Genomic DNA, 24287 nt, shown 5'->3' on the forward strand with positions numbered 1-24287 from the left:
TTTTCGCGGCGGATATATTGGGTATATTTACGTGATCGTGAAAGTTTTTTCACATTTAAAAAATTGACTTTATGCACACTACATTAGCATTTGTTGGCGGACTTGGAGGATGGGAGATTCTTCTGATAGTACTGGTTTTAGTAATCTTCTTTGGTGCCAAGAAAATTCCTGAACTAGCTCGTGGCATGGGACGCGGTATTCGCGAGTTCAAAGACGCCACTAAAGAAATTAAAGACGAGATCGAAGATAATTCTCATAATACCACTGCCAGCAAATAACTTATCACCTTGAAAAGATTTACGGTCTTTCAGCCGCATACAAACGTATTTGGTTGAGGAGGTACTTACCTGTCAGGACATCGTAAGGGAGTACCTGAAAAATATTCAGGAGCAAGATCATCTGAACGTTTTCCTGGAGGTTTATGCTGAGGAAGCTTTACAGCGTGCCGGGGAAATAGACCTGAAAATCAAAAATGGTACCGCTGGCCGTCTTGCTGGGATGGTTATCGGTCTGAAAGATATCTTATGCTACCAAGATCATAAACTTCAGGCAAGCAGTAAAATCCTCGAAGGCTTTCATTCTCAGTTTACAGGCACAGCCATTCAGCGTTTGCTAGATGAAGATGCAATTATCATCGGCAGACAAAACTGTGATGAATTTGCCATGGGATCTTCTAATGAAAACTCTGCTTATGGTGTAACGCGCAATGCGGCAGATCATGCTGCTGTGCCCGGAGGATCTTCAGGAGCTTCAGCAGTATCTGTTCAGGCTAACTTATGTACCGCTGCATTAGGCTCAGACACTGGAGGTTCGGTAAGGCAGCCTGCTGCCTTTTGTGGGGTAGTCGGGTTAAAGCCTACATATTCACGTATCTCCCGTTATGGCCTTCTCGCATACGCCTCTTCTTTTGATACTATCGGCATTTTTACCAACAACATTGAAGATAATGCGCTGCTGTTGGAAATAATTGCCGGGAAAGACGATTATGACAGTACAGTTTATCAGGGTGAAGTGCCTGCATACACTCAACGGCTAGCCTTTGATAAAAAAGTGAAAGTGGCTTATATAGAAGAGACACTGAACAATGAAGGGCTTAATGAAGAAGTACGTGAACGTACCGAGAAAGCGATTAAGTTTCTTCAGAATGACGGACATCAAGTAGAGGTAGTTCATTTTTCAATGCTAGACTACCTGCTTCCCACCTATTACATTCTGACCATGGCAGAGGCCTCATCTAATCTTTCACGCTTTGATGGAATAAAGTACGGACATAGAAATAAAGAAGCGCGTAATCTGGAGGCGATGTATAAGAAAAGTCGTTCCGAAGCTTTTGGCGAAGAGGTGAAACGGCGCATTATGCTTGGTACTTTTGTGCTGAGTGCTAGCTATTATGATGCTTATTATACAAAAGCCCAAAAAGTAAGGCGCTTGATACAGGAAGCCACACTCAAAATTCTGGAGGATTACGATTTCATTGTATTACCGACAACTCCTACTACTGCGTTTAAAATAGGCGATACAAATACTCCTCTTGAAATGTATCTCGCAGACCTTTTTACGGTGCAGGCTTCAATTGCCGGGGTACCGGCTGTTTCAATTCCTAATGGGGAAGACCAGGCAGGCTTGCCAATCGGATTACAAATCATGACAGGTAATTTCCAGGAAGACAAGCTTTTTGCATTTTCTAAATATATTTTAGATAATTTGGCCTAAATGCAATGTTTGATTGCTAAAAACGTTTTAAATATCCCAACTTTTTTCGTATTTTGTATAGATTTTGCATGTAGCAAATCTAGGTTTTGGATAAAGTAAAGCTAAATCAGTAAGGCAATGTCAAAAAATATGGGAATTTTGTTTGTCACCCTTTTTTCGGTGTCAATTTTAACGGTTAGTGAGAAAGCAAATGCGAGTACAAACGATCCTGTAGATTCTGTAGGTACTGATTTGTACGAACCAGCCTACGATTATGAGTATATTCCCGATGCTTCTTATGAGTTGGTTGAAGACCGTATTGCCTGCCTGGAAACTGATATGCCACTGGTTTTTAATGAAAGAGTAAAGGCTTTTGTTGACTATTTTACGATAAAGAACAGGGAGTATACCCGTATGGTAGTTAGGCGTCAGGAAGTATTTTTTCCTCTGTTTGAGAAGTATCTGAAAAAATATGGTATTCCTGAAGATCTAAAGTATCTCTCCATTGTTGAGTCAGGGTTGAACCCCGAAGCCCGCTCAAGAGTAGGAGCAGTGGGCTTGTGGCAGTTTATGCCAAGTACAGGTCGTATGTACGGGCTAGGTCAGGACTGGTATGTAGATGAGCGAATGAACCCTGAAAAATCTACTGAAGCTGCCTGTAAGTATCTGAAGCAGCTTTACAATATGTTTGATGACTGGGAACTGGCACTGGCTGCATACAATACTGGTCCTGGTAATGTACGAAAAGCCATACGCCGTTCGGGTTATAAAAGAGATTTCTGGTCTATCTATAACTACCTCCCTCGCGAAACAAGAAGTTATGTTCCTCAATTCGTTGCGGTATTGTATACCCTTAATTATCTGGATGAGCATAATCTCAGAGAAGAAATTCCTGAATACACGATAGCTTCAGACACGCTTTGGGTAAGTCAGTTCATAAGTTTGAAAGCCCTTGCTGAGCAAATCAATGTATGTGAAGAAGACCTTACCCGCCTCAATCCTGAGCTGAAAAGAGGAGCGGTTCCCGAAACGGCCAAAAACTACCCGCTATTAATCCCTTCTGATACGTACGATTTCATTGCAGCAAATACATCTGCTATTCTGGACTCAGCAGGCAAGAAGGAGTTACAGGAGCAAATGGACTATGTGGTACGCAATACGCCTGGCAACACTCATAATAAGGAGAAAATTTATTATCGTGTGCGCAGTGGTGATGTTTTAGGGGTGATCGCTGAGCGTCATGGCGTTCGTCTCTCGGATTTGCGGACGTGGAACAATATCAGTGGTAGCCGCATCTATGCCGGGCAAAAGTTAGCAATATGGGTACATCCCTCTTCCAATCAGATTGCCTCCTCAGGGACTACTAAAGCCATTCCCGACAGTAAAGTGCATTTGGTTCAACCGGGAGATTCTCTCTGGGAAATCTCCAGGCGCTACCAGGGCCTGAGTGTAAATAAGATCAAGCAGCTTAATAACCTGACAAGCAATAAGATAACTCCTGGGCAAAAACTGATCATAGGACGCTGAGAAAATTTCTGTACAGACAACTCTAAAAAGAAATTTGGTGTTATACAAGGTGAAAAAAACTGATTATCGTATTTTAAGCTTGTAAACATCAAAATAGCGTTACTGTGGATAAAAAGAAATTATCATCATACATTACACCTTTTTTACTTTCGTGTCTAATAGTTACTGTCACAGCATGTAGTGAAAGTGGAGGTAGTTCTTCATTAGATACCTTACCAATAGCAAGAGGAGCTTCAGGTGAGTTGCTATTAGTTATGGATTCCGCACTATGGCAAAGTGAACTGGGCGACGAATTGAGACAGACTTTCCTAAAAGCTATGCCGGGCTTACCCCAGGCAGAACCTTACTTTTCTGTAAGGTATATAGATCCTTTTAAACTGAATAAAGTATTACGAAGTGCAAAAAATATGCTTTTTGTAGCGACTTTGGATAACCAAAGCATCGCGGGCAAGAAAATGAAGAGTTTCTTCACCCAATCTTCAGTTGACAGAATAGAGAGTGATCCTAACCTTTATCAGTTTAGTAAGAAGAATCAGTTTGCCAGAGGGCAGGAAGTACTTTTTTTATTTGGTCAGTCGGATGAAGCTTTGATAGAGAACCTGAAAGATAACCGTAAAGAAATCAGGAATCACTTTCACGAAATTGAAATTGATAGATTACAATCAAATCTTTATAAAGCGAACGAAAGAAGAACAATTAACCGTACGCTTTTAGAAAAAGAAGGCTTTTACATTAGGGTACCATATGGATATGAGCAGGTTCCTAAAAAAAACACTGAAGATTTTGTCTGGATACGTAGTCTGGGGGATGAGGTAGATAAGAGTGTATTTGTTGCTTATAAGGAATATACCTCCGAAGAAGCATTTAAGCCAGAAAATATACTAGACTTCAGAGAAGAAATGTCCAAAAAGTATCTTGCCGATGATAGTACTGTTCATATGACGATTCAGTCTGAAATCCCAATAGAGTTTGATACTGTAAATTTTAATGGTAAATATGCTATTGAAGCCAGAGGGCTCTGGAAGTTAAATAACAATTCTATGGGAGGTCCTTTCCTTAGCTATACTTTTGTTGATGAAGAAAGTGGAAGACTATATTATATAGAAGGATTTATATATAGCCCAGGAAAGCAAAAAAGGCCCTTTATAAGAGAGATAGAAGCTATTTTGCATACCTTCAGGACTGCCAGCGAAATGGAAAAAAAGCAAGCCACGAGTTAAACGTGGCTTTTTTTATACATTTTTCTTTCCTTAGCGTTATGCACATTCATGCATGTTCCAGTTTTACTATGATGTAAGTGCCTATTAACCAGTGCTTTAGTGCTATTAAAAAATAGCTCTGGTGCTCAAAAGGTGGATGTAGGAATATTTACTACTTTTACAACACCAAAAAATGAAGAACATTGGAAGGAAAAGTACAACAATTCAGATCTATTAAGATCAGGAGGGAAGATGCCCTCAACTACCACACCCAGGGTCAGCCTGGTAAGATTGAAGTGGTCCCAACTAAGTTATTAAGCTCACAGATTGACCTGGCACTTGCCTATTCTCCTGGGGTGGCAGAGCCTTGTAAAGAGATTGCTGCTGACAAGGAAAATGTCTATAAGTATACCGCCAAAGGCAATCTGGTAGGCGTTATCTCCAACGGTACCGCGGTGCTCGGTTTGGGCAACATTGGTCCGGAAGCGTCTAAGCCGGTAATGGAAGGGAAAGGCGTATTATTTAAAAAATTTGCTGGTATAGATGTGTTTGATCTTGAGGTAGCTGTGACTGACCCTGACGTTTTTGTACAGACAGTCAAAGCACTGGAACCTACCTTTGGAGGAATTAACCTGGAAGATATTAAGGCCCCTGAGTGTTTTGAAATAGAAGAGCGACTGAAGAAGGAAATGAACATTCCTGTGATTCATGACGATCAGCATGGTACAGCGATCATCACAGGCGCAGCGCTACTAAATGCGCTAGAGGTAGTTGAGAAAGATATTTCTGAAATAAAACTTGTGGTGAGTGGAGCAGGCGCATCGGCTATTGCATGTACCAGGTTATTTCTGCTGTTAGGTGTGCGCAGGGAGAATGTGGTGATGTGCGATATTGATGGAGTGCTAAAGCAGGGAAGAGAAGACCTGGATGAAATCAGGGAGCACTTTGCTACGGAAAGAAATGTAAATTCAATGGCTGAGGCTATGCAGGAGGCAGATGTATTTTTAGGGCTTTCCGCCGCTAATATTGTATCACAGGATATGATACGCTCTATGGCTGATAATCCTGTCGTTTTTGCATTGGCAAATCCAGATCCGGAGATTAGTTATGATCTGGCAATGGCAAGTCGTGATGATATCGTGATGGCAACCGGCCGCTCAGATCATCCCAATCAGGTAAATAATGTGCTCGGTTTTCCTTATATATTCAGAGGGGCACTGGATGTGAGAGCTACAGCAATCAATGAGGAAATGAAGCTAGCCGCTGTGAAAGCTTTAGCCAATCTTGCCAAAGCACCCACTCCTGAAATTGTCAATAAAGCTTATAGCAGCGACAAAATTATTTTCGGTAAAGATTATCTTATTCCCAAACCCCTTGACCCACGCCTGATTACTACTATCTCTCCGGCAGTAGCTAAGGCAGCAATGAAATCTGGTGTAGCGAGAACACATATTACAGATTGGGAGCATTATCATGTAGAATTACAGCAGCGAATTGGCATTGACCAGAAGTTGATGTCACAGGTAATAAGCAAAGCTAAAAAGCAGCCTAAACGTGTGGTTTTTGCTGAAGCAGAAGACCAGAAAATTCTGAAAGCTGCTCAGATACTGCAGGATGAGCAGATCGCTATACCCATACTCCTTGGAAACAAAGAGAAAATTCAGACGCTGATAGAAGATCATAAGTTGGATCTGCCCTCATGTACGATCATTGACCCCTACTATGCGGAAGGTGATAAGATTGATGAATATGGAGATCTCCTTTATGAGAAACGTAAGCGTAAGGGAATGACGCGTTATGAGGCTCGTCGCTTGATGCGTTCGCGCAATTACTATGGTACAACTATGGTAGAGGTAGGTGAAGCAGATGCCTTTATTTCTGGTCTTACCAGTGATTATCCCAAAACGATATTACCGGCACTAAGAGTGATCGGGGTAAGTAATGAGGTGAAACGAGTGGCTGGGATGTACATAATCACCAATAAAAAAGGACCGTTCTTTTTTGCCGATACCACAGTGAACGTAAACCCTACAGCCGAAGAGCTTTTGGATGTTATCGGGTTGACCGCTTCATCAGTGAGCTCCTTTGGGATTGAGCCGCGTATGGCGGTTTTATCCTATTCAAATTTTGGCTCCAGCAAAGGTGAAGTACCTGACAAAGCAGCCAGAGCAGTAGAGATGGCAAGAGAACGTTGGCCCGAACTCATCATTGAGGGTGACATACAAGCCAATACAGCGCTTAATACTGAGATGCAAAGAGAAATTTATCCTTTCAGCCGTTTGGTAGAAGAGGGCGCTAATACTTTTATCTTCCCAAATCTGGCGTCTGGAAACATTGCCTATAAGCTGTTGATGGAAGTAGGAGGCGCGGAGGCCATAGGCCCTATTCTGCTGGGGATGAATCGTCCGGTACACATCCTACAGCAGGGAAGTACAATTCGTGAAATCGTAAATATGGTAGCCATCGCTGTACTGGACGCTCAGGCTTTTGAACGGATAAGAGTTTAATATATAGTGAAAGGAGGGGATAATTATACCACCTCCTTATACTGCATGCGGTGGAGCTGGGCATAATAACCTTTAAGCTCCAGTAGCTCCTGATGCGTACCACTTTCTTTGATTTCTCCATGATCCAACACAATGATCTGACTGGCACTTTGAATAGTTGAAAGTCGGTGAGCGATAACAATGGACGTTCTGCCCTTCATCAGCTTGGCCACAGCTTCCTGAATTAGTTCTTCGGTTTCAGTATCTACCGAGGAGGTGGCTTCATCTAGTACGATGATTTTTGGGTCATAAACCATTGCCCTCACAAAAGATATCAATTGTCTCTGGCCTACAGAAAGCGTGGCTCCTCTTTCCATCACATTATAATCAAGTCCTCCTGGTAAGCGTTCAATAAATTTTCTGGCACCAACCAGGTCCGCCGCTTCCATTACTTTTTCTCTGCTGATCTCCGGATTCCCAAGCGTGATATTATTTTTAATAGTATCTGAGAAAAGAAAGACATCCTGAAGCACCACACCGATGTGATGACGCAGGAAGTTGAGTTCATAATCTTTAATCTCAACTCCGTCAACTAGTATCTCTCCGCGTTTTATATCATAGAAACGGTTGAGCAGATTGATAATGGATGATTTTCCTGCTCCGGTAGCCCCTACCAGCGCCAACGTATCACCTGAAGCTACCTCAAAGTTTATGTCTTTCAGCACATAGTCTCTGTCATTATAAGCGAACCATACGTTACGAAAAACCACATTGCCATCAATACGATCAGGGGCGTAGCTGCCATTATTGGGAATATGATCATTACTATCCAGAATTTTAAGAATACGGGAAGAGCTGACGATGCCGAGTTGGAGTGTATTGAAACGGTCAGCAATCTGACGAATGGGACGGAAAAACATATTAATATACATGATAAAAGCAACCAGTATACCGATAGTAACATCGTCGTATAACACTCCCCGAGCGCCATACCAGACAAGCAGTCCGATACCAGTGGCCTGTATCACTTCAGCTACCGGGTAGTATACCGAGTAATACATCACTGACTTGAGGTGTGCCTGCTTATGTTCTTCGTTAATTTCTTTAAAACGGTCATACTCAACTTTTTCACTACCAAAAATCTGTACAATGCTCATTCCGGTAATATGTTCCTGCACAAAAGAGTTGAGGTTAGAAACAGCATTACGGACTTCGTTGAAGGCTACTTTGATTTTTTCCTTAAAGACATACGTGCTAAGAATGAGTAAAGGCAGCGTTGATAAACTTACCAGCGTAAGCTTCCAGTCAATGTATAGCATTACACTGAGGATTACTACAATCTGTAGCAGATCTCCAATAATAGCAGCCACACCCTGACTGAAGATATCTGATAGTGTTTCAATATCAGATACATTACGGGTTACCAGACGGCCTATAGGAGTGTTGTCAAAATATTTCAGTCTTAGATTCAACAAGTGACGGTAGAGCTTGATACGGATATCCTTGATTATGTGCTGACCCAGCCAGCCTGAAAGAAAAGTATGAGAATACTGCGTTACTCCCTGAACTACCAGAAGGGCTACCAACGCAAGGCTCATATATACCAGTCCCTGATAGTCTCCCACCAGTATGTAGCTGTCTATTGTTTTTTGGACAAGAAAGGGTAGTGCCGGGGAGAGAAAAGCTACAAATATGGTAAGCGCTACAAGTGCATAGAATCGACCTTTATAAGGTTTGACAAATTTGAATATCCTGCGAAGAACATCTAAATCAATGATATCACCACTGCTGGTTTTTTCTTTATCCATAATTACTAATACTCAAAAGCTGTTGGTAGGTTATACATTTTTCTTTTGCATTAAGAAAAAATTTCAGGAGGATAGCTGACCTGGCTAAGGTACAGGCCTTCGGCTGGTACTGACCTTCCTGCTCTTTTCCGATCCTTGCTCTGTAAAATTTTTTCAAAATCGTTAAGGGAAATTTTGTGGGTACCAATATCTAACATAGTACCTACAATGGCCCGAACCATATTTCTGAGAAAACGATTGGCCGAGATATAAAACACAATTCGTGAGTGATCTTTTTTTTGCCATTCAGCTTGCTCTATCTTACAAAGGTAATTTTGCTGGCTACTTCTTGATTTACTAAAACATTCATAATCCTGCTCTTCACCAGTAGCCAGTTGGGCAGCAGCGATATTCATCTTTTCAAGATCCAGCCTAGGACGAAAATAATAACTGAATCCATACAGAAAAGGACTCTTTACCTGATGAATATGGTACTGATAATTACGTTGATGGGCATCAAAGCGGCTGTGCGCATTATCTGTAACAGGAAGAACTGCCTGAATTGAAATATCATGCGGTAATAAAGCATTGAACCTATATTGGGATTCCTCAGGAATTAGTTTTTTTGAGGTGTCAAAATGAGCATACTGCTGTACCGCATGCACTCCTGTATCAGTACGGCCGCTACCAGTAATGCTGATCTCTTCACCCAGTATTTTGCTAAGTGTATCATTGATGATGGCCTGTATGCTTTTTGCATTTTTCTGAATCTGCCAACCATGATACCGGCTGCCTTTATAGCTAATTTGTAAAAAGTATCGCACAGTAGTTAGTTTCTAAGCATTTACGGTCTGGGTATACGAATTAATCTGAACAAGACGTTTGTATGACTAAACATGTGATATCACATGCATAATTCCGAGCTTTGCATATGTTATTTGTCTATAAAACAAAAACTTAACAATTGCTTCACAACAAAACTAAGTTTTATTGCTGTCTTATTCATAATTTTACTGCTTGAACTTAAATGCGAACGTAGTTCGCTGATTTTTATTCAGTCACCTGCTTGATCACAAATACTGGAAATAAGATTGTGTCGGCTGTCAAATACATTGAGACAGGAGTGAAAGTAATTGAACAAAGCAAAAAGAGAGAGAGCCTGATGGTTGTCGGAAAAGTGTTACTCGTCTTATTGACGGTTCTACTGTTTCTGATATCATTGGATATCATGGGAAATTCATTCCTGTCGTTGCGACAGACGGCAGCAGAGACTATCCTTTCGGTTACCGCAAATCCTTTCATCGGGCTTTTCATTGGTTTACTACTTACCGCCATCATTCAGAGCAGTTCTACCAGCACTGCTATGATTGTAGCCCTGGTGGGTTCTGGCGCCTTGAGCCTCTCTTCAGCGGTCCCTATCATCATGGGTGCAAATATCGGCACTACACTTACCAGTACCATTATATCGTTAGGCTTTATCACCAGTAAACGTGAATTCAGAAAGGCTATCAGTGCAGGATCTGTTCATGATATTTATAATCTTATCCTGACAGTCATTCTGTTTCCTCTTGAATATTACTACCAGTTTCTGTCCAGCATGAGCAATACGATTGCTGCCTTGTTAGTTAGGTTTACTACTGACACCAGAGTGGCAGCGCAGACCGAAAATGTACAAAGCTGGAGTCCGGGGGCTTATCTTACTGAGGCAGTAGACAACAGCTGGCTGCTGGTACTGCTTTCCTTCATCATGTTATTCGCGGCGATTAAGATCATGTCTCAGATTATTTACACTTCGCTGATAGGTAAGTCAAAAGATCATATGCAGGATTATATTTTTAATAACCCTTACAAATCCTTTGCCTGGGGAAGCGTGATCACTGCCGCTGTACAATCCAGCTCTATCACGACTTCGTTGATGGTTCCCCTGGTGGCGACCAGCAAAGTGTCATTGCAAAAATCTTTTCCGTTTATCATTGGAGCTAACATCGGCACTACGGTAACGGCTTTGATCGCGGCAATTTACAAGTCTGAGGCAGCAATTAGTATTGCCTTGGTTCACTTTCTGTTCAATTCTTTTGGCGTGCTGGTCTTTTTGCCTTATAAGCCCCTTCGCCGGATACCAGGTTTGCTTGCCGGGAGGTTCGGAAAGCTCACTCAGCGTAATCGTCTGATCGGTTTCATTTACATCGTATTAATGTTCTTCCTGATCCCTTTCCTGCTTATTTATTTAAACAATCGCTTCTAAAGCTGAATTCTATTCTAAAGGCTTATCTATAATTATTGATTATCTGATGGAACATGTATAAATTGCTCATCAGGATATTTTTAATCTGAATAAGTAACTTACTTAATTTTTTATTTTGATACTATGAGTAAAGAAACCGAATCACTGGAAGAACAAAAAGAAAAATTCTTTGAAGCAATTGCCAGCTTACAGGAATCCCTTGACCTGAACGATGAGGATGTGCAAAAGATTAAAGACTGGGGGCTCGGGCTATTGGTAGCGGGCATTTCTGTATACGTGATATACAAACTGCTGAATAGCGCTTTTAAAGGTACCAGCGTTGATGTAGAAACTAAAAAAGGCCACATGCCTAAGGTTAAGATGAAGCGTAACACATCTATATCGCGTATGGTGAAAGAGCAGATTGTAGTCATATTAATCGCGGTTTTCAGGAAGAAGATTATGGAGTTCCTGCGCGAGAATGAACTTATTGATGAAGACTAAGCTATACCATAGTTTTTTACATAGTCAGGCAGAAGGAAAAAAAAGCTTTGCCGTACTCATTGATCCTGACAAGACTGAGGGACAGGCGGCTTGTATGCGTATTATCAATATGGCCCTGGAGAACAGGGTAGACTATTTTTTTGTAGGCGGTAGCCTGATTACCGGAAACAACTTTGGGCAAATCATAAGATTGCTCAAAGAGCATACAAATATTCCTGTCATTATCTTTCCGGGAAGCAGCATGCATATTGAACCGGAAGCCGATGCCATCCTTTTCCTTTCGCTGATTTCCGGAAGAAACCCCGACCTTCTGATCGGACAGCATGTAGTAGCTGCCCCGGTACTTAAGCGCAGTAATCTGGAAGTCCTTTCTACCGGCTATATGTTAGTGAGCTCAGGTAATTCAACTACAGTTTCTTATATGAGCAATACCATGCCGATTCCGGCAGATAAGTCTTCAGTGGCTGCGTGTACGGCAGTAGCCGGAGAAATGCTGGGGCTAAAGCTCATCTATCTGGATGCTGGTAGTGGTGCAGAACAACCCATAAGCAGCAAAATGATCAATATGGTGAGAAAATCTGTGGACGTGCCCTTAATTGTAGGAGGAGGCATCAACAATGCCCACAAAGCCGCACGTGCCTTTGAAGCCGGTGCGGACACCATAGTAATTGGAAATGGCATAGAAAAGAACCCTGAACTCCTGGTTGAAATAGCAGAACTCACTGAACGATACAATCAGCAATTAAAAATATAACTGTAAAATTATAAGTATTGAACCAATATTTGGTCTTATGCCGGTAGGAAGTCGTTTCTTATCGGCTATTTTTTTATATTTTAAGCTATAACAACCTAACAAAGCTATGTCAGTGATTTCACGCCGACGCATGCTCAAAGAGAGTGCGGCAGTGGCAGCTACACTTTCCTGTCTGCCAACCTATTCCTTATTTGCTTCTGAAAAACAAACTTACCGTATTGGGGCCTGCGACTGGTCTATTGGTCACCATAGTGAGGTGGAAGCGATGGCTACCGCCCAAAAAATTGGCCTTGATGGTGTACAGATCAGCCTGGGCAAAGTGGAAAATAATATGCACCTGCGCCAAAAAGAAGTGCAGCAGGCTTACAAGGCAGCAGCTAAAAAATATGGCGTGAAAGTTTCCAGCCTCGCCATCGGTGAACTGAACCAGGTGCCTTACAAATCTGCTCCTGAAACCATCGGATGGGTGAGCGATAGCATAGACGTAGCCCAAGCGATGGGCGTACCGCTAGTCCTGCTGGCTTTTTTTGGTAATGGCGATCTGAAGAACGATGTCCAAGGGATAAAGGAAGTGATCAAGCGTTTAAAGGATGTAGCCCCAAAAGCAGAAAAGCAAGGTATCATTCTGGGTATAGAATCCTGGCTGAGTGCCGATGAACATCTGGAAATTATTGAAGTCGTAGGCTCCCCCAATGTACGCGTCTATTATGATGTAGCCAATTCCCACAAAATGGGCTATGATATTTATGAAGAAATACAGCGGCTGGGCAGCGAATACATCTGCGAAGTACATGCCAAAGAAAATGGTTACCTGCTGGGAAAAGGAAGTATTGATTTTGAGCGGGTCAAAGCGATTCTGGATGATGTGAGCTATCAGGGCTGGGTGATCATAGAAGGAGCTATACCCGAAGGTATGGAAATGTTGGAAGCCTACCAGGCCAATTGTCAATTTGTGCAATCCGTATTCAATCAATCCTGATGCAAAAGCTTCTCTTATTTCTCCTGCTGTTATTGGCCGCCTGTGCTTCCGAATCCGAAGAGCTTGTTCGGGAAGTGCCTGAGCTTTACCTGCCCGATGATCTTCAGGCAAGCGTCTGGGCTGAATCTCCTCAGTTTTTCAATCCTACCAACATAGACGTAGACATCAAAGGGCGGGTATGGGTGGCCGAAGCCGTCAATTACCGGGATTTTAATAATCACGAAGGACATAGGACCCATGAGCAAGGCGACCGTATCATGATTCTGGAAGACCTGGATGGAGATGGTAAAAGCGATACTTCCAAAGTTTTTGTACAAGACCCCGACCTGCGTTCCCCTTTGGGTATAGCCGTACTGGGCAAACAGGTGGTAGTCTCCTGCTCTCCGAATGTGATTGTCTACACCGATGAAGATGGAGACGATCAGCCCGACCATAAAGAAATCCTGCTTACTGGCTTTGGCGGCAAGGATCATGATCACGGACTGCACTCCGTCACTGCCGGTCCGGATGGACGATGGTACTTCAATACTGGAAATGCCGGACCGCATGTCGTCACCGACCGTAGTGGCTGGACGCTCAGGGCTGGTAGCGTATACACCGGAGGTACGCCCTACAACAATGAAAATACGCCTGCCCTGCGTAGCGATGACGGTCGTATCTGGACAGGAGGCATGGCCCTTAGCATGAATCCTGATGGAACAGACCTGGAAGTACTGGCGCATAATTTTCGCAATTCTTATGAAGTGGCGGTGGATTCCTATGGCGATCTATGGCAAAATGACAATGACGATCAGAAGGACGCCAACCGTACCACCTGGCTCATGCGGGGTGCGAATGCGGGTTTTTTCTCTGCCGACGGTTCCCGTAGCTGGCAGGCAGATCGTCGTCCCGAGCAGAGCATACAGCAAGCCCATTGGCATCAGGGCGATCCCGGAGTACTACCTGTGGGAGATATTTTTGGCTCCGGCTCACCTACCGGTGTAGTCATGTACGAAGGAGACGCACTGGGAGAAAAGTACCGGGGTATGTTTCTCAGTGCCGATGCCGGACGTAATGTGGTCTTTGGTTATCATACTGAAGCTGAGGGCGCAGGCTTTGCCTTGCACCGAAGCAACCTCATCAGTTCGGTCAATGCGTCTACCGAAGGCTATCGCTGGTATGAAGTAGATGAAAACAAGCGCAAATGGTTTCGTCCCAGCGATGTGGCCGTAGGGCCGGATGGTGCTATCTATGTAGCTGACTGGTACGACCCCATTGTAGGCGGACACCAGATGCACGATAAGCAGGGCTACGGAAGAATCTACCGGATCACCCCTAAAAATAAATTACTGGACATTCCTGAGATTGACCTCAATACCACCGAAGGTCAGCTTCTGGCCCTGCAAAGTCCGGCAATCAATGTGCGTAACCAGGGCTTTGTAAAGCTACGGGAACAGGGAGAAGCGGTGATGGAAGAGGTGAAGACTTTGCTCACTGCCGAAAATCCTTACCATCAGGCAAGGGCCGTCTGGTTGCTGAGTCAGTTGGGGGAAAAGGGAATTCAGGAAGTGGAGCAGGTGCTTCGGCATGAAGATGCGCAACATGATAATCCGAGACTTAGGATTACTGCTTTACGAGCATTACAACAAGTGAAGCCTCAGGATTGGCTGGCTTATGCTGATCAACTCGCCAAAGATCCATCCATTGCTGTAAGACGGGAGGTGGCGCTATCGCTCAGAGACGTGCCGCTCACTCAGAGTAAAGCATTGATCTTGAATCTTATCAACAGCTATAAGGGTGAAGATCCCTGGTACCTGGAAGCTTTAGGTTCGGCCATGGATGGCAAAGAAGCTACCCTTTATCCTGAACTGCTTGAAACATTTGGTGATGAAAACCCAGAGTCGTGGAGTGAAGTTTTTGCAAGTTTAATCTGGCGTATACATCCTCCCCAGGCTGTTCAGGCCTTAAGAACAAGAGTGTTGTCCTCTAAGCTTACGCCCGAACAACAACAGCAGGCGATGGTGGCTCTGGCCTTTGTGCCTACTCAGGAAGCTGCCCAGGCCATGCTGGAGGTTGACAGCAAAGCTTCTGGCGACTTAAAGAAGCAATCCCTGTGGTGGCTGCAGTTCAGGAAGACCAACGATTGGAAAACCTATCTGCAGGACTGGAAAGCTCCCATTGACTATCTCCCTGAGGCTCATCCCGAACAACTGGCTTTGAAGAAACAGCTTCTGGACACCACAATCAGCTTGGAAAAAAGACTGGCATCAGCAAAAGAGATGCGTTTAACAGCAGCAGGAAGCTGGCATCTGCTGCAGGTTCTTGACTGGCTGGAAGAAGGCATGAAAGATACTGTACGTTCGGTAGCGATACCTAAAATGCTGCAAAGTGAAGACCTTTACCTGAAAGCGGTAGCCCGCCATTATCTACCAGATAAACAGAGGGCGTCGGTCTACGATAGTGAGCAACTTTTATCCTTAGCTGTCAGTGCAGAAAGTGGCAAAACCTTATTCTACCAAAACTGCACTACCTGTCATAAAATGGGTGATGCAGGGCAGGAGATTGGTCCGGAGCTCACGAACATTCATCGTAAATACGATCAGTTGGGCATGTTGGAAGGAGTAACCAACCCCGATGCAGCCATTGCTTTTGGCTACGAACCCTGGCTGGTCAGTACCCGGGATGGCGGTATTGTCTATGGATTAATGCTGTCGGATGGTCCTGTGATTACCATAATGGATATGTATGGCCGGCAGTATATAATGGAACAGGGCTTTGTGCAACACAAAAAGCAGTTTAACTTTAGTCCCATGCCCTCACCGGCGGATTTTTCGCTGAGTGAGCAGCAAGTCGCTGATATCACCGCTTTTTTACTCCAGGCAAACATTTGAAGTCAGAACCTTAGTTTGTAATCAAGTAATCATTTATTAATTGAATCATTAAGTCATTTAGCTATGCAACCGTCAATCAAGCGTAGAGAGTTTATCAAAAAAAGTGGGCTGGGTGCCTTAGGGCTCAGCACTTTTCCTTATCTCTCCAGAAGCGTAGCGCCCAGTGATACTTTACGGGTCGCTCATATTGGTATCAATGGCATGGGTACAGCTCACCTCAACTGGTTTGCGAATTTGCCTGAAGTAGATGTGGTAGGCATTTGCGATGTAGATGAGTTGCACCTGAGCAAAGGACTGGCGAAAGCCCGTGAGCTTCAGCCGGATGTAAAAGTAAAAGGCTACAACGATTTCCGACGGGTGCTGGAGCAGCAGGATATTGATGTGATTACCTGTGCCACACCCGATCACTGGCATGCACAGGTAGCCATGCTGGCGTTTGAAGCGGGTAAGGATGTGTACGGTGAAAAGCCGCTGGCCTATAGTGTTAAGGAAGGACAGCAGATGCTCAAGAGTATGGAAAAGCACAATAAGGTTTTTCAGTTGGGTACGCAGATTCATGCGACGGATAACTACCATCGGGTGGTGGAACTCATACAATCGGGTGTGATCGGTGACATAAAAGCAGTAAGGTTATGGAAAACAGGCGATACACCTGATCTGGGCAATCCTCCCAAGCAACCTGTGCCTAATCATCTGAACTGGGATATGTGGCTCGGGCCGGCTCCGTATGCAGACTATGTGCCCGAGCGATGTCATTTCAACTTTCGTTACTTTTCTGGACTATTCAGGAGGCATGTTTCAGGATTTCTGGTGCCACATAGCCGATATCGTATGGTGGGCTGCTAAGCCACAGGGCCTGAAAAGTGTAAAGGCGGAAGGAGAAGCGCCTAAAAACAGTATAGCTGATGTGCCCGAGTGGATCAATGTTGCCTATGAATTTGACAATATGGACATTCACTGGACGTCCACTCCTCCCGATGTGCCAGGGGCCAAAGACCGTAGCATAGGTGCGTATTTTGAAGGCAGCAAAGGTACATTGGTGTGCGACTACAATACCCGTGAGATTCGTATTGATGGAGAAGTGATGGAAGATGTGACAACAGTAGATCAGTTCATTCCCCGCTCTCCCGGACATCAGCAGAACTTTGTAGATGCTGTGAAGAACAGAACGCAACCAGAGAGTAATCTGGCTTACGCCCGTGAGATGACCCTGCCCATGCACCTGGCACTGATCTCTTTCCGCCTGGGAGGCAGAGCCCTGGAATGGAATGCCAAAAGAGAGAAGTTCAAAGGAGATAGGGATGCCAATGAGCTGCTGGAAAGAAAACCCAGGAAGGAATGGGATTTGGTGTAAAAGATTTGAGATGAGGCCGTCTCATAAGTCTTTAAAGTGTCATTTTGAGCGTTAGCGAAAAATCTTTTCTATTTGATAGGCAGATAATTACAGAAGAGAAAAGATGTTTCATTTCATTCAACATGACTTATGAGACAGCCCCATCTTTGTGCTTCTCTTACAACTCCCTGATCTTAATGTTCTTATAACGTACTTCCTGACCGATCTGCTCTTCCCGTCCAGCACCATGCAATTGCAAACCAATATGTCCGCTACTGGCCATGTCATCGGTATGATCCGCCACAGCTACGCCATTGATATAAGATTTGAACTGGTTGCCTTGGGCCTCTATGCGCATATGGTTCCACTCTCCGGGCCTGAAAGCCTGCTGAGCCTCCTCATTATCGGTGAGAGGTTGCAGCCAGCCGCGGCCACCTTCCTCATAAAAACCGCCTGTCCAGGCTCGCTCCGAAGGGTCTATCTCAATCTGGTAACCATGAAACCTTCCTGCTTCCCAGTCGCGGGTACTTTCTTCCAACTGTCCCGAAATGTAAGCCGTAGTGGTATCATTTTCATAGGTGCTGCTCCTGATCTGCACGCCTGAGTTAATGGCATCATCAATTTTAAAATCTAACTCCAGCACAAAGTCATCGTAAGTGTCGTCAGTGACCAGAAAGGTATTGGGCAGACCTTCTTCTGTCAGGCCTACCAACACGCTGTCTTCAATGTAAAAATTAGGATCACCGCCTACTTCATGCCAGCCGCCAAGGTCTTTCCCATTGAAAAGTACCTGCCAGTCGGCATTCGCATTGGGGCTGCTGCTGGTATCAGTCTCTTGTGTCTTCTCCTGACCAGCATCTTCATTATTGCCGGGCTGGCAACCGAAGCATAGAGTTGCAAAAAAGATAAATAGCTTGCCATGCAAAAAAATAGTGTTCATGTTCATTGCGATTAGATGTTAGGCTATAAATGTGAGAAAGGTAAAATAATAAAAAACAGGAAAATATGAATTTGATTAGCACAGACATCAGAATGCTGAAGGCGATAATTCCTCCTGCATTCTGAACAATAGTACATATTTATCAGATTATCATTAAGGTACTTCCTACAAATTATTTGGGGTAGAATAAATCTAATAAAATAAACATCAGATGAAAGATAAAATCTGTTTGATCACCGGGGCTAATTCGGGAATAGGAAAAATTACAGCGCGTGAACTGGCCAAAAAGGGCGCGCATGTGATCATGCTGTGCCGTAATGAAGAGAAAGCAGAGCGGGCCAAAGAAGATATTCTCAAAGTTTGCGGACACGATAGGGTAGATATCGTGCTGGCTGACCTAGCTTCCACGAAGCAGATTCGTGAAGCTGCCGCCCACATCAATGCTACTTACCCTCACATAGACGTGCTGAATAACAATGCCGGACTGCTGATGGGCAGCAAGCGTGAGACGACAGAAGATGGTTTTGAAATGACTTTTGGCGTTAACCACCTGGCACCCTTCCTGCTCACCCATCTGCTCATAGATAAAGTGTTTGCCAGCAAAAGAGGGAATATCATCAACGTTTCCTCGGAAGCCCATCGTATTGCCAATCTGGACTTCAATAACCTGCAATACGAAAAAAAATACGGTGGTCTGAAAGCCTATGCGCTATCCAAGCTCTGTAATCTGCTATTTACCTACGAACTGGCGAAGCGGCTGCAAGGTACCCATGTCGTGACCAACGCTTTGCATCCTGGAGGTATCGCTACCGGCTTGTATGAAGGTGTACCCGGCATTTTCGGAACGATCGCGAAATTGACTAAACCTTTTTTGCCAGGGGAGAAGAAAGGCGCCGAAACCAGCATCTATCTGGCTAGCAGTGAAGAAGGGTATACCGCTAATGGCCAATATTTCAAAAGCAAGAAGCCAAGCTCACCTACCAAAGTGGCAACCAATGACTACAATGCCCGTAGACTATGGGAGGTCAGTGAAGCTTTGCTGGATATCCGCTTTCAGCCGGAAAAGAAAAGCTTTAGTAAGAGCTGATCCTAAGCGAACACCATCTTTATTATGATTGTTGTATATTTGCAGCCGCGAGGTGCCCATAGCATGGCGCCCACCGCCTAGCGTAATACAAATCACAAAAAGAAGTACAATACACAAAATTTAGCAAAGCATGAACATTTATGATGTACTCATTGTCGGAGCAGGACCTTGTGGCTTAGCCTGCGGCATTGAGGCACAGCAAAACGGCTTAAATTATGCTGTTTTAGATAAAGGAAGCATTACCGAATCCATTCGTCGCTATCCTGTAGACATGACGTTCTTCTCCAGTGCGGATAACATTTCTATAGGAAATGTACCTTTTACTTCTCTAAACCTCAGGCCCAGCAGGGCAGAAGCCTTGAAATACTATCGTAAAGTGGTAGAGCATTTTGGGCTGAACATACACCCTTTTACCGAGGTGCAGAACATTGAAAAGGAAGACGAGCTTTTCATACTGAATACCGACAAAAGCCAGTACAAAGCTCGCAAAGTTATTCTGGCTATCGGTTATTATGATATTCCCCGCGAGCTTAACATACCCGGTGAGAACCTGCCGCACGTAACGCATTACTATGATGAACCATATAAGTATACCGGAACCAAAGCTGTAGTGGTAGGAGGAGCTAATTCAGCCATAGAAACTGCCCTGGATCTGTACCGCAATGGTGTAGACGTAACGGTGGTGCATCAGTTTGAAGGCTTTGACAAAACGGCCAAGTACTGGATCGTGCCTGATATGGAAAACCGGGTAAAGAAGGAAGAAGTACAAACCTATTTCAGAAGCGCGGTCACCGAGATTACGGAGAAAGAGGTACACCTTCAGAACCTGGATACCGGCGAAAAGAGTACCATCTCTGCCGATTTCGTATTCCTGATGGTAGGCTATCATCCCGACGCTAAGTTTCTGCGCAGGGTAGGCGTACAGCTCAATGGAGAAATGCTCATCCCGGAAATTAATTCGGAAACCTATGAGAGTAATATTCCCGGTATTTACATGGGAGGTTCAGTGATAGGAGGGGAAGAGACAGCTAAGGTCTTTATTGAAAACGGTAAGCTGCATGCCATACCTATCATCGCTGATATCAAAGCTAAGCTGAGCCAGGAAGCAATGCCTTCCGCCAAAGCTTCATCTTAGGAAATGTAGAAGCCAAGGGCTGTGTCTCACAGCACTTTAACTTTATATTAACATCTGCTTTGTAGGTTCAGGGCAGATGTTCTTTTTTAAAGGCAAGCGGGTTTTTGCCTGTCACTTTTTTGAAGGTGCGGTTAAAGTAAGAAAGGCTTTCAAACCCACATTCAAAACAGCTTTCTGTGACGTTCTTATCCATGAGCAGCAGCTTTTTCGCTTTGTCAATACGGTAATGATTCACAAATTCGGTAAAGGTAAGGCGTGTCATCTTTTTAAAATATCGGCAAAAAGCTGCCTTTGTCAGATTGCTCATTTGGGCTACCTCTTCAATCTTAATCTTCTGCTGATAATGTAGATCAATGAAGGCGTAAATGGCTTTGAGCCTATCCTGATCTTTGCGGGTATACTGATTTTTTACGGGTTCGACATGTAAAAGCTCTTTATCTTCAGCATGCATGAGCAGATGGAAGATACTTAACAGTTCCAGAAACTGCTCAAAAGATGAGTATTCCGGCAGCTTCTTCAGGCGTGGCCCTACTAGGTCCTTCGTTTTTTCTCCAAAAGCAATGCCATGCTGGGCAAGTTCCAGCAGTTGTTGTACTACTTTCAGCTCAGGAGCAACCGCTGTATGGTGCTTCAAAAAATCATGACGGATATGTACCACCACTTCTTCGTAAGATGTTTGGATACCGTAATCAAAATTCAGATGGGGTATGTAAGAACCAATCAGTACGAGGTCACTACCATTATAACGGGAAAAATGCTGGCCTACATGGCGGTTCCCGTCTGCTCCTTCTATAAAGACCAACTCATACTCAGGATGAAAATGCCAGAAGAAGAAGTCGCTCAGCTTAGGATTGACCATCAGGCTGAGAGAGCTGTCTTTGTCAGGAATGATCTTTTCCAGTTCAGTCTTCATAACCTTAATTTACATAAATGAGTACTGATTATGAATCATTATATCAATATTGTTCAAATACTGGTAATTATAGGAGCAGAAATCTGGCTTGAGAATAGGTAGCTTTGGTATATCATAAAGCACGAAGTCTGAAGACAGGAGTCCGAAGACAGAAGTCATAAGTTTACTTCGGGCTCCCGGCTTCTAACAATCAAAATGTATACGACATGAAAAATATGAAAGCACAGACTCTTGATCAGAACAGCCCAAACAAAAACCATAAGGAAATTCCGGGAAATCCTTCTACCGCTACCAGCAGCAAGCAGAAACTCAATGATCGTTCCAATGGAAAACCGCTTCGGGTTTTGACTGAGGATGACTGGAAGTTTTGGGTAGAGAATGGGTATGTAGTCATCAAAAACGCGCTACCCCCTGAGCAGGCTCAGAAGACCGCCGACTTTCTGTGGGAGTTTGAAGAGAAAGATAAAAATGATCCCTCCACCTGGTATACAGCTCCCCGTGCGGAAATGCAGATGAAAGAACTGGCCGGCACCGGCATGGTGGAAGTCTACAATACGCAGGCTTTATGGAACAACCGGCAGACACAGAGAATATATGATGCTTTTGTGGATATCTGGGGCACCGAGAAGCTTTGGGTCACCATTGATCGGGCCAACCTTAATTTTCCGATCCGCCCAGGTTTTGAATACAAAGGCTTCATCCACTGGGATTATGACCCTGAGACCAAACCACAAAATGTGCAGGGTGTACTGGCTCTGGCTGATCAAAATGATGAGAACATGGGCGGCTTTCAGTGCATCCCCTGGCTCTACAGAAATTACGATAGCTGGAAACTCACTCAGCCGGATGACAGGGACCATTTCAAGCCTGATGTAAGTGGTTTGGAAGACAAGCTTGTGAAGGTAAAACTGAATGCCGGTGATTTACTCATTTTCAACAGCTTACAACCGCATGGCATTCGGCCCAACAGATCAGAAGACAAAGTGCGGATTGCCCAGTATATCTCCATGATGCCTGCTGAGGAAGATAATGAAGAACTGAGACAGTGGCGTATTAACTCCTGGAAAAACCGTATCGCGCCCAGCGGCTATGCATTCCCTGGCGACCCACGCAATTATGAGCAGCAGAACTACGAAACAGCGAAGCTTAATGATTTGGGCAAAAAGCTGTTGGGGTTAGAGAAATGGGAATAGCAGCAGCCTAAAGGTTAAAAGTGAAAAGAGCACTTGAAGTAATCAAGTGCTCTTTGATATTAAAGTGCCACGACTACCGTCCGGAAAGGTGTAATGTCTATCGGAGGGATGTCTGCCTCAAAGGCTTCATTCATGACTTCAATGATCGCATTGGCTACCAGCGCATGACCTTTGGGGTTGGGGTGAACTCCATCGGTAGAGATGATCCCATTAGGTGAAAAGTCAGGTTGTAGGCTTACTCCGTCAACGACAATACCCTGAACCCCATCCGCTGAGGCAATTGCTTCAGATGACAAACCTAATTGAGTGGCTTGCTCGGCCGTCAGTCCTGCCACATCAGCGAAGATTGTATTGACATCTACCAAAGCTACTCTACCTCCGGTGCTGGCTACTATCTGAGCGATGATACCGTTGAAAAATGCGATACGTGTGTTCAGCACAATTTGTTCGTTAAGTGTGAGTACATACTGGTTTTCCACCGGGGCCTCTAATCCGTAAATGCCTGCTTCGGTACTGGTCCCCAGCAAAGTCGCTACATTAAATGTCAGCAGATCAGAGGCATTGGCCTGACGAAGTTTAGGTAGTACAATGGGGTCTCCTCCCTGTGGGTCAGGTAAGGTAATATCAGAAAGGTCTTCATCCAGAATTACCACCGCATTAGTTTCATTTGCATTCGTAGTTAGCTGAAAACTGATATTGCGCAATGCAGCTTCTTCTTCCGTAATCATTCCAAACTGCGCTGCTGCCTGTACGCCCTGATTGTAATCGGCATAACCGGCATTCAGTGCATCCGCATTGGCCTGATCCAGCGCGATAGGATCATAAGTGACGGCTCGGAAAAAGGGTAAGAGAGTGATGGAAGGAATCGTAATGGCTACACCTCTTGCATCTGTATGGGCAGCCAGCATGCTATTGATCACATTTGAGTATGCCTGGGTAAAACTGTTGATGCTGCTCAGTGTATTGGCCTCAGTTTGTTCTGCATCAGGATTTTCTTCTCCATCCGGGGCTGCACCACCTACTCTTGCCCAGGAGAGAACATCATTCCCCCCCAGCCAGACAGTGAAGAAGCTTCCCTGAGCGGCAGAGGCATCGCCCAGCATGGAGGCATTGGCAGATGAGGCGAAGCGAGCGAAAAAAGGATTGACTTGCCCATAACCCGAAGCAGCTACATCCAGGACCCTGGCGCCGGGCACGCCGAAATTATTCAACTGCGAGCGGTCGCCTCCGTATGGAGTGGGTAGCTCTCCTACGGTAGGTATTGGCCCTGGAATACTTGTATCCAGTATAAACCTTCCTGCTACTTGTCCGCCAACATTGTTGATAGAGATATTATAGCCGTTGGTTGAGCTGATATCCGGTTGGTTAAAAGTACCGGCATCTAAGCCTTCTACAGCCTGGAAATGATTAGCCAAAATATTGGGAAATGAATTCTGCTGACCGCTGCTATAGAGGGCAGCGTCCATCAGCCCGGCGGTAAGAGAATTACCGATAGCGACGAATTTGCCAAGGTTCACTGTCCCAGGATCACCGCTAATCGCGCCCACCGGAGGCAAAGGATTATTCTCTAACCGTTCTTCAATCAGTTCATCCTCCGTTTCACAAGCTGAAAAGAACAATGACAGGCTAAGTAAAGAAACATAAACTCTATATAACTTTTTCAT

Annotated in this window: 20 protein-coding genes; 15 read left to right on the forward strand and 5 right to left on the reverse strand. The window is 44.4% G+C overall.

What is annotated here, in order from left to right; all coding sequences use genetic code 11:
* Positions 1–71: 71 nt before the first annotated feature.
* From OKW21_RS01970 to OKW21_RS01990, 5 genes are all read left to right on the forward strand, one after another.
* Positions 72–278 carry a twin-arginine translocase TatA/TatE family subunit gene (locus tag OKW21_RS01970; protein ID WP_277476720.1) on the forward strand — a complete coding sequence of 69 codons (207 nt, stop codon included), beginning with the start codon at positions 72–74 and terminating at the stop codon, positions 276–278.
* A gap of 49 nt (positions 279–327) precedes the next feature.
* Positions 328–1713 carry an Asp-tRNA(Asn)/Glu-tRNA(Gln) amidotransferase subunit GatA gene (gene gatA, locus OKW21_RS01975; protein ID WP_277476721.1) on the forward strand — a complete coding sequence of 462 codons (1386 nt, stop codon included), beginning with the start codon at positions 328–330 and terminating at the stop codon, positions 1711–1713.
* A gap of 117 nt (positions 1714–1830) precedes the next feature.
* The gene (locus OKW21_RS01980; protein WP_277476722.1) at positions 1831–3219 is read left to right on the forward strand and encodes a lytic transglycosylase domain-containing protein; all 1389 of its coding nucleotides are present in this window, start codon (positions 1831–1833) and stop codon (positions 3217–3219) included.
* 104 nt (positions 3220–3323) lie between these two features.
* The gene (locus tag OKW21_RS01985) at positions 3324–4439 is read left to right on the forward strand and encodes a DUF4837 family protein (RefSeq protein ID WP_277476723.1); all 1116 of its coding nucleotides are present in this window, start codon (positions 3324–3326) and stop codon (positions 4437–4439) included.
* Between the two features lie 182 nt (positions 4440–4621).
* Positions 4622–6925: an NADP-dependent malic enzyme gene (locus OKW21_RS01990; RefSeq protein ID WP_277476724.1), complete on the forward strand. Its 2304-nt coding sequence runs from the start codon at positions 4622–4624 to the stop codon at positions 6923–6925.
* Positions 6926–6948: 23 nt separating this feature from the next.
* Here OKW21_RS01990 and OKW21_RS01995 read toward each other — a convergent pair whose 3' ends face one another.
* The gene (locus OKW21_RS01995; protein WP_277476725.1) at positions 6949–8712 is read right to left on the reverse strand and encodes an ABC transporter ATP-binding protein; all 1764 of its coding nucleotides are present in this window, start codon (positions 8710–8712) and stop codon (positions 6949–6951) included.
* A gap of 50 nt (positions 8713–8762) precedes the next feature.
* Entirely contained in the window at positions 8763–9515 is a 753-nt protein-coding gene (gene truA, locus OKW21_RS02000) for a tRNA pseudouridine(38-40) synthase TruA (RefSeq protein ID WP_277476727.1), read from the reverse strand.
* A gap of 242 nt (positions 9516–9757) precedes the next feature.
* Between truA and OKW21_RS02005 the strand changes: the two genes are divergently transcribed.
* The 7 genes from OKW21_RS02005 to OKW21_RS02035 all read left to right on the forward strand — a co-directional run bounded on the left by OKW21_RS02005 (position 9758) and on the right by OKW21_RS02035 (position 17376).
* Complete coding sequence (locus OKW21_RS02005) at positions 9758–10936, forward strand: Na/Pi symporter (protein WP_277476728.1); 1179 nt, start codon at positions 9758–9760, stop codon at positions 10934–10936.
* A gap of 123 nt (positions 10937–11059) precedes the next feature.
* Positions 11060–11419 carry a hypothetical protein gene (locus OKW21_RS02010; RefSeq protein WP_277476729.1) on the forward strand — a complete coding sequence of 120 codons (360 nt, stop codon included), beginning with the start codon at positions 11060–11062 and terminating at the stop codon, positions 11417–11419.
* Positions 11409–12173, forward strand: coding sequence for a phosphoglycerol geranylgeranyltransferase (locus OKW21_RS02015; protein ID WP_277476730.1), 765 nt, complete (start codon positions 11409–11411; stop codon positions 12171–12173). Before OKW21_RS02010 ends, OKW21_RS02015 begins: the two co-directional genes overlap by 11 nt.
* 106 nt (positions 12174–12279) lie before the next feature.
* Positions 12280–13152, forward strand: coding sequence for a sugar phosphate isomerase/epimerase family protein (locus tag OKW21_RS02020; protein ID WP_277476731.1), 873 nt, complete (start codon positions 12280–12282; stop codon positions 13150–13152).
* A complete protein-coding gene (locus tag OKW21_RS02025) occupies positions 13152–16022 on the forward strand; it encodes a PVC-type heme-binding CxxCH protein (protein ID WP_277476732.1) in 2871 nt (956 codons plus the stop codon). The genes OKW21_RS02020 and OKW21_RS02025 overlap by 1 nt, the downstream gene beginning before the upstream one ends.
* A gap of 63 nt (positions 16023–16085) precedes the next feature.
* On the forward strand, positions 16086–16868 hold the full coding sequence (locus tag OKW21_RS02030) for a Gfo/Idh/MocA family protein (RefSeq protein ID WP_277476734.1): 783 nt from the start codon (positions 16086–16088) through the stop codon (positions 16866–16868).
* A complete protein-coding gene (locus OKW21_RS02035; RefSeq protein ID WP_277476735.1) occupies positions 16816–17376 on the forward strand; it encodes a hypothetical protein in 561 nt (186 codons plus the stop codon). The genes OKW21_RS02030 and OKW21_RS02035 overlap by 53 nt, the downstream gene beginning before the upstream one ends.
* A gap of 157 nt (positions 17377–17533) precedes the next feature.
* On the opposite strand, the gene OKW21_RS02040 is transcribed toward OKW21_RS02035, so the two are convergent.
* On the reverse strand, positions 17534–18295 hold the full coding sequence (locus tag OKW21_RS02040; RefSeq protein ID WP_277476737.1) for a 3-keto-disaccharide hydrolase: 762 nt from the start codon (positions 18293–18295) through the stop codon (positions 17534–17536).
* A 211-nt stretch (positions 18296–18506) separates the two neighbouring features.
* Between OKW21_RS02040 and OKW21_RS02045 the strand changes: the two genes are divergently transcribed.
* A complete protein-coding gene (locus OKW21_RS02045; protein WP_277476738.1) occupies positions 18507–19382 on the forward strand; it encodes an SDR family oxidoreductase in 876 nt (291 codons plus the stop codon).
* Positions 19383–19512: 130 nt separating this feature from the next.
* Positions 19513–20517: a YpdA family putative bacillithiol disulfide reductase gene (locus OKW21_RS02050; RefSeq protein ID WP_277476739.1), complete on the forward strand. Its 1005-nt coding sequence runs from the start codon at positions 19513–19515 to the stop codon at positions 20515–20517.
* Between the two features lie 67 nt (positions 20518–20584).
* Here OKW21_RS02050 and OKW21_RS02055 read toward each other — a convergent pair whose 3' ends face one another.
* Positions 20585–21430 (reverse strand): helix-turn-helix domain-containing protein, encoded by an 846-nt coding sequence (locus OKW21_RS02055; RefSeq protein ID WP_277476740.1) that lies wholly within the window; start codon positions 21428–21430, stop codon positions 20585–20587.
* Between the two features lie 206 nt (positions 21431–21636).
* Here OKW21_RS02055 and OKW21_RS02060 point away from each other — a divergent pair, with 206 nt between their 5' ends.
* On the forward strand, positions 21637–22623 hold the full coding sequence (locus tag OKW21_RS02060) for a phytanoyl-CoA dioxygenase family protein (RefSeq protein ID WP_420870095.1): 987 nt from the start codon (positions 21637–21639) through the stop codon (positions 22621–22623).
* Positions 22624–22682: 59 nt separating this feature from the next.
* On the opposite strand, the gene OKW21_RS02065 is transcribed toward OKW21_RS02060, so the two are convergent.
* Positions 22683–24287: an SGNH/GDSL hydrolase family protein gene (locus OKW21_RS02065; protein WP_277476742.1), complete on the reverse strand. Its 1605-nt coding sequence runs from the start codon at positions 24285–24287 to the stop codon at positions 22683–22685.

This window comes from Catalinimonas alkaloidigena (assembly GCF_029504655.1).
Lineage (GTDB): Bacteria > Bacteroidota > Bacteroidia > Cytophagales > Cyclobacteriaceae > Catalinimonas > Catalinimonas alkaloidigena.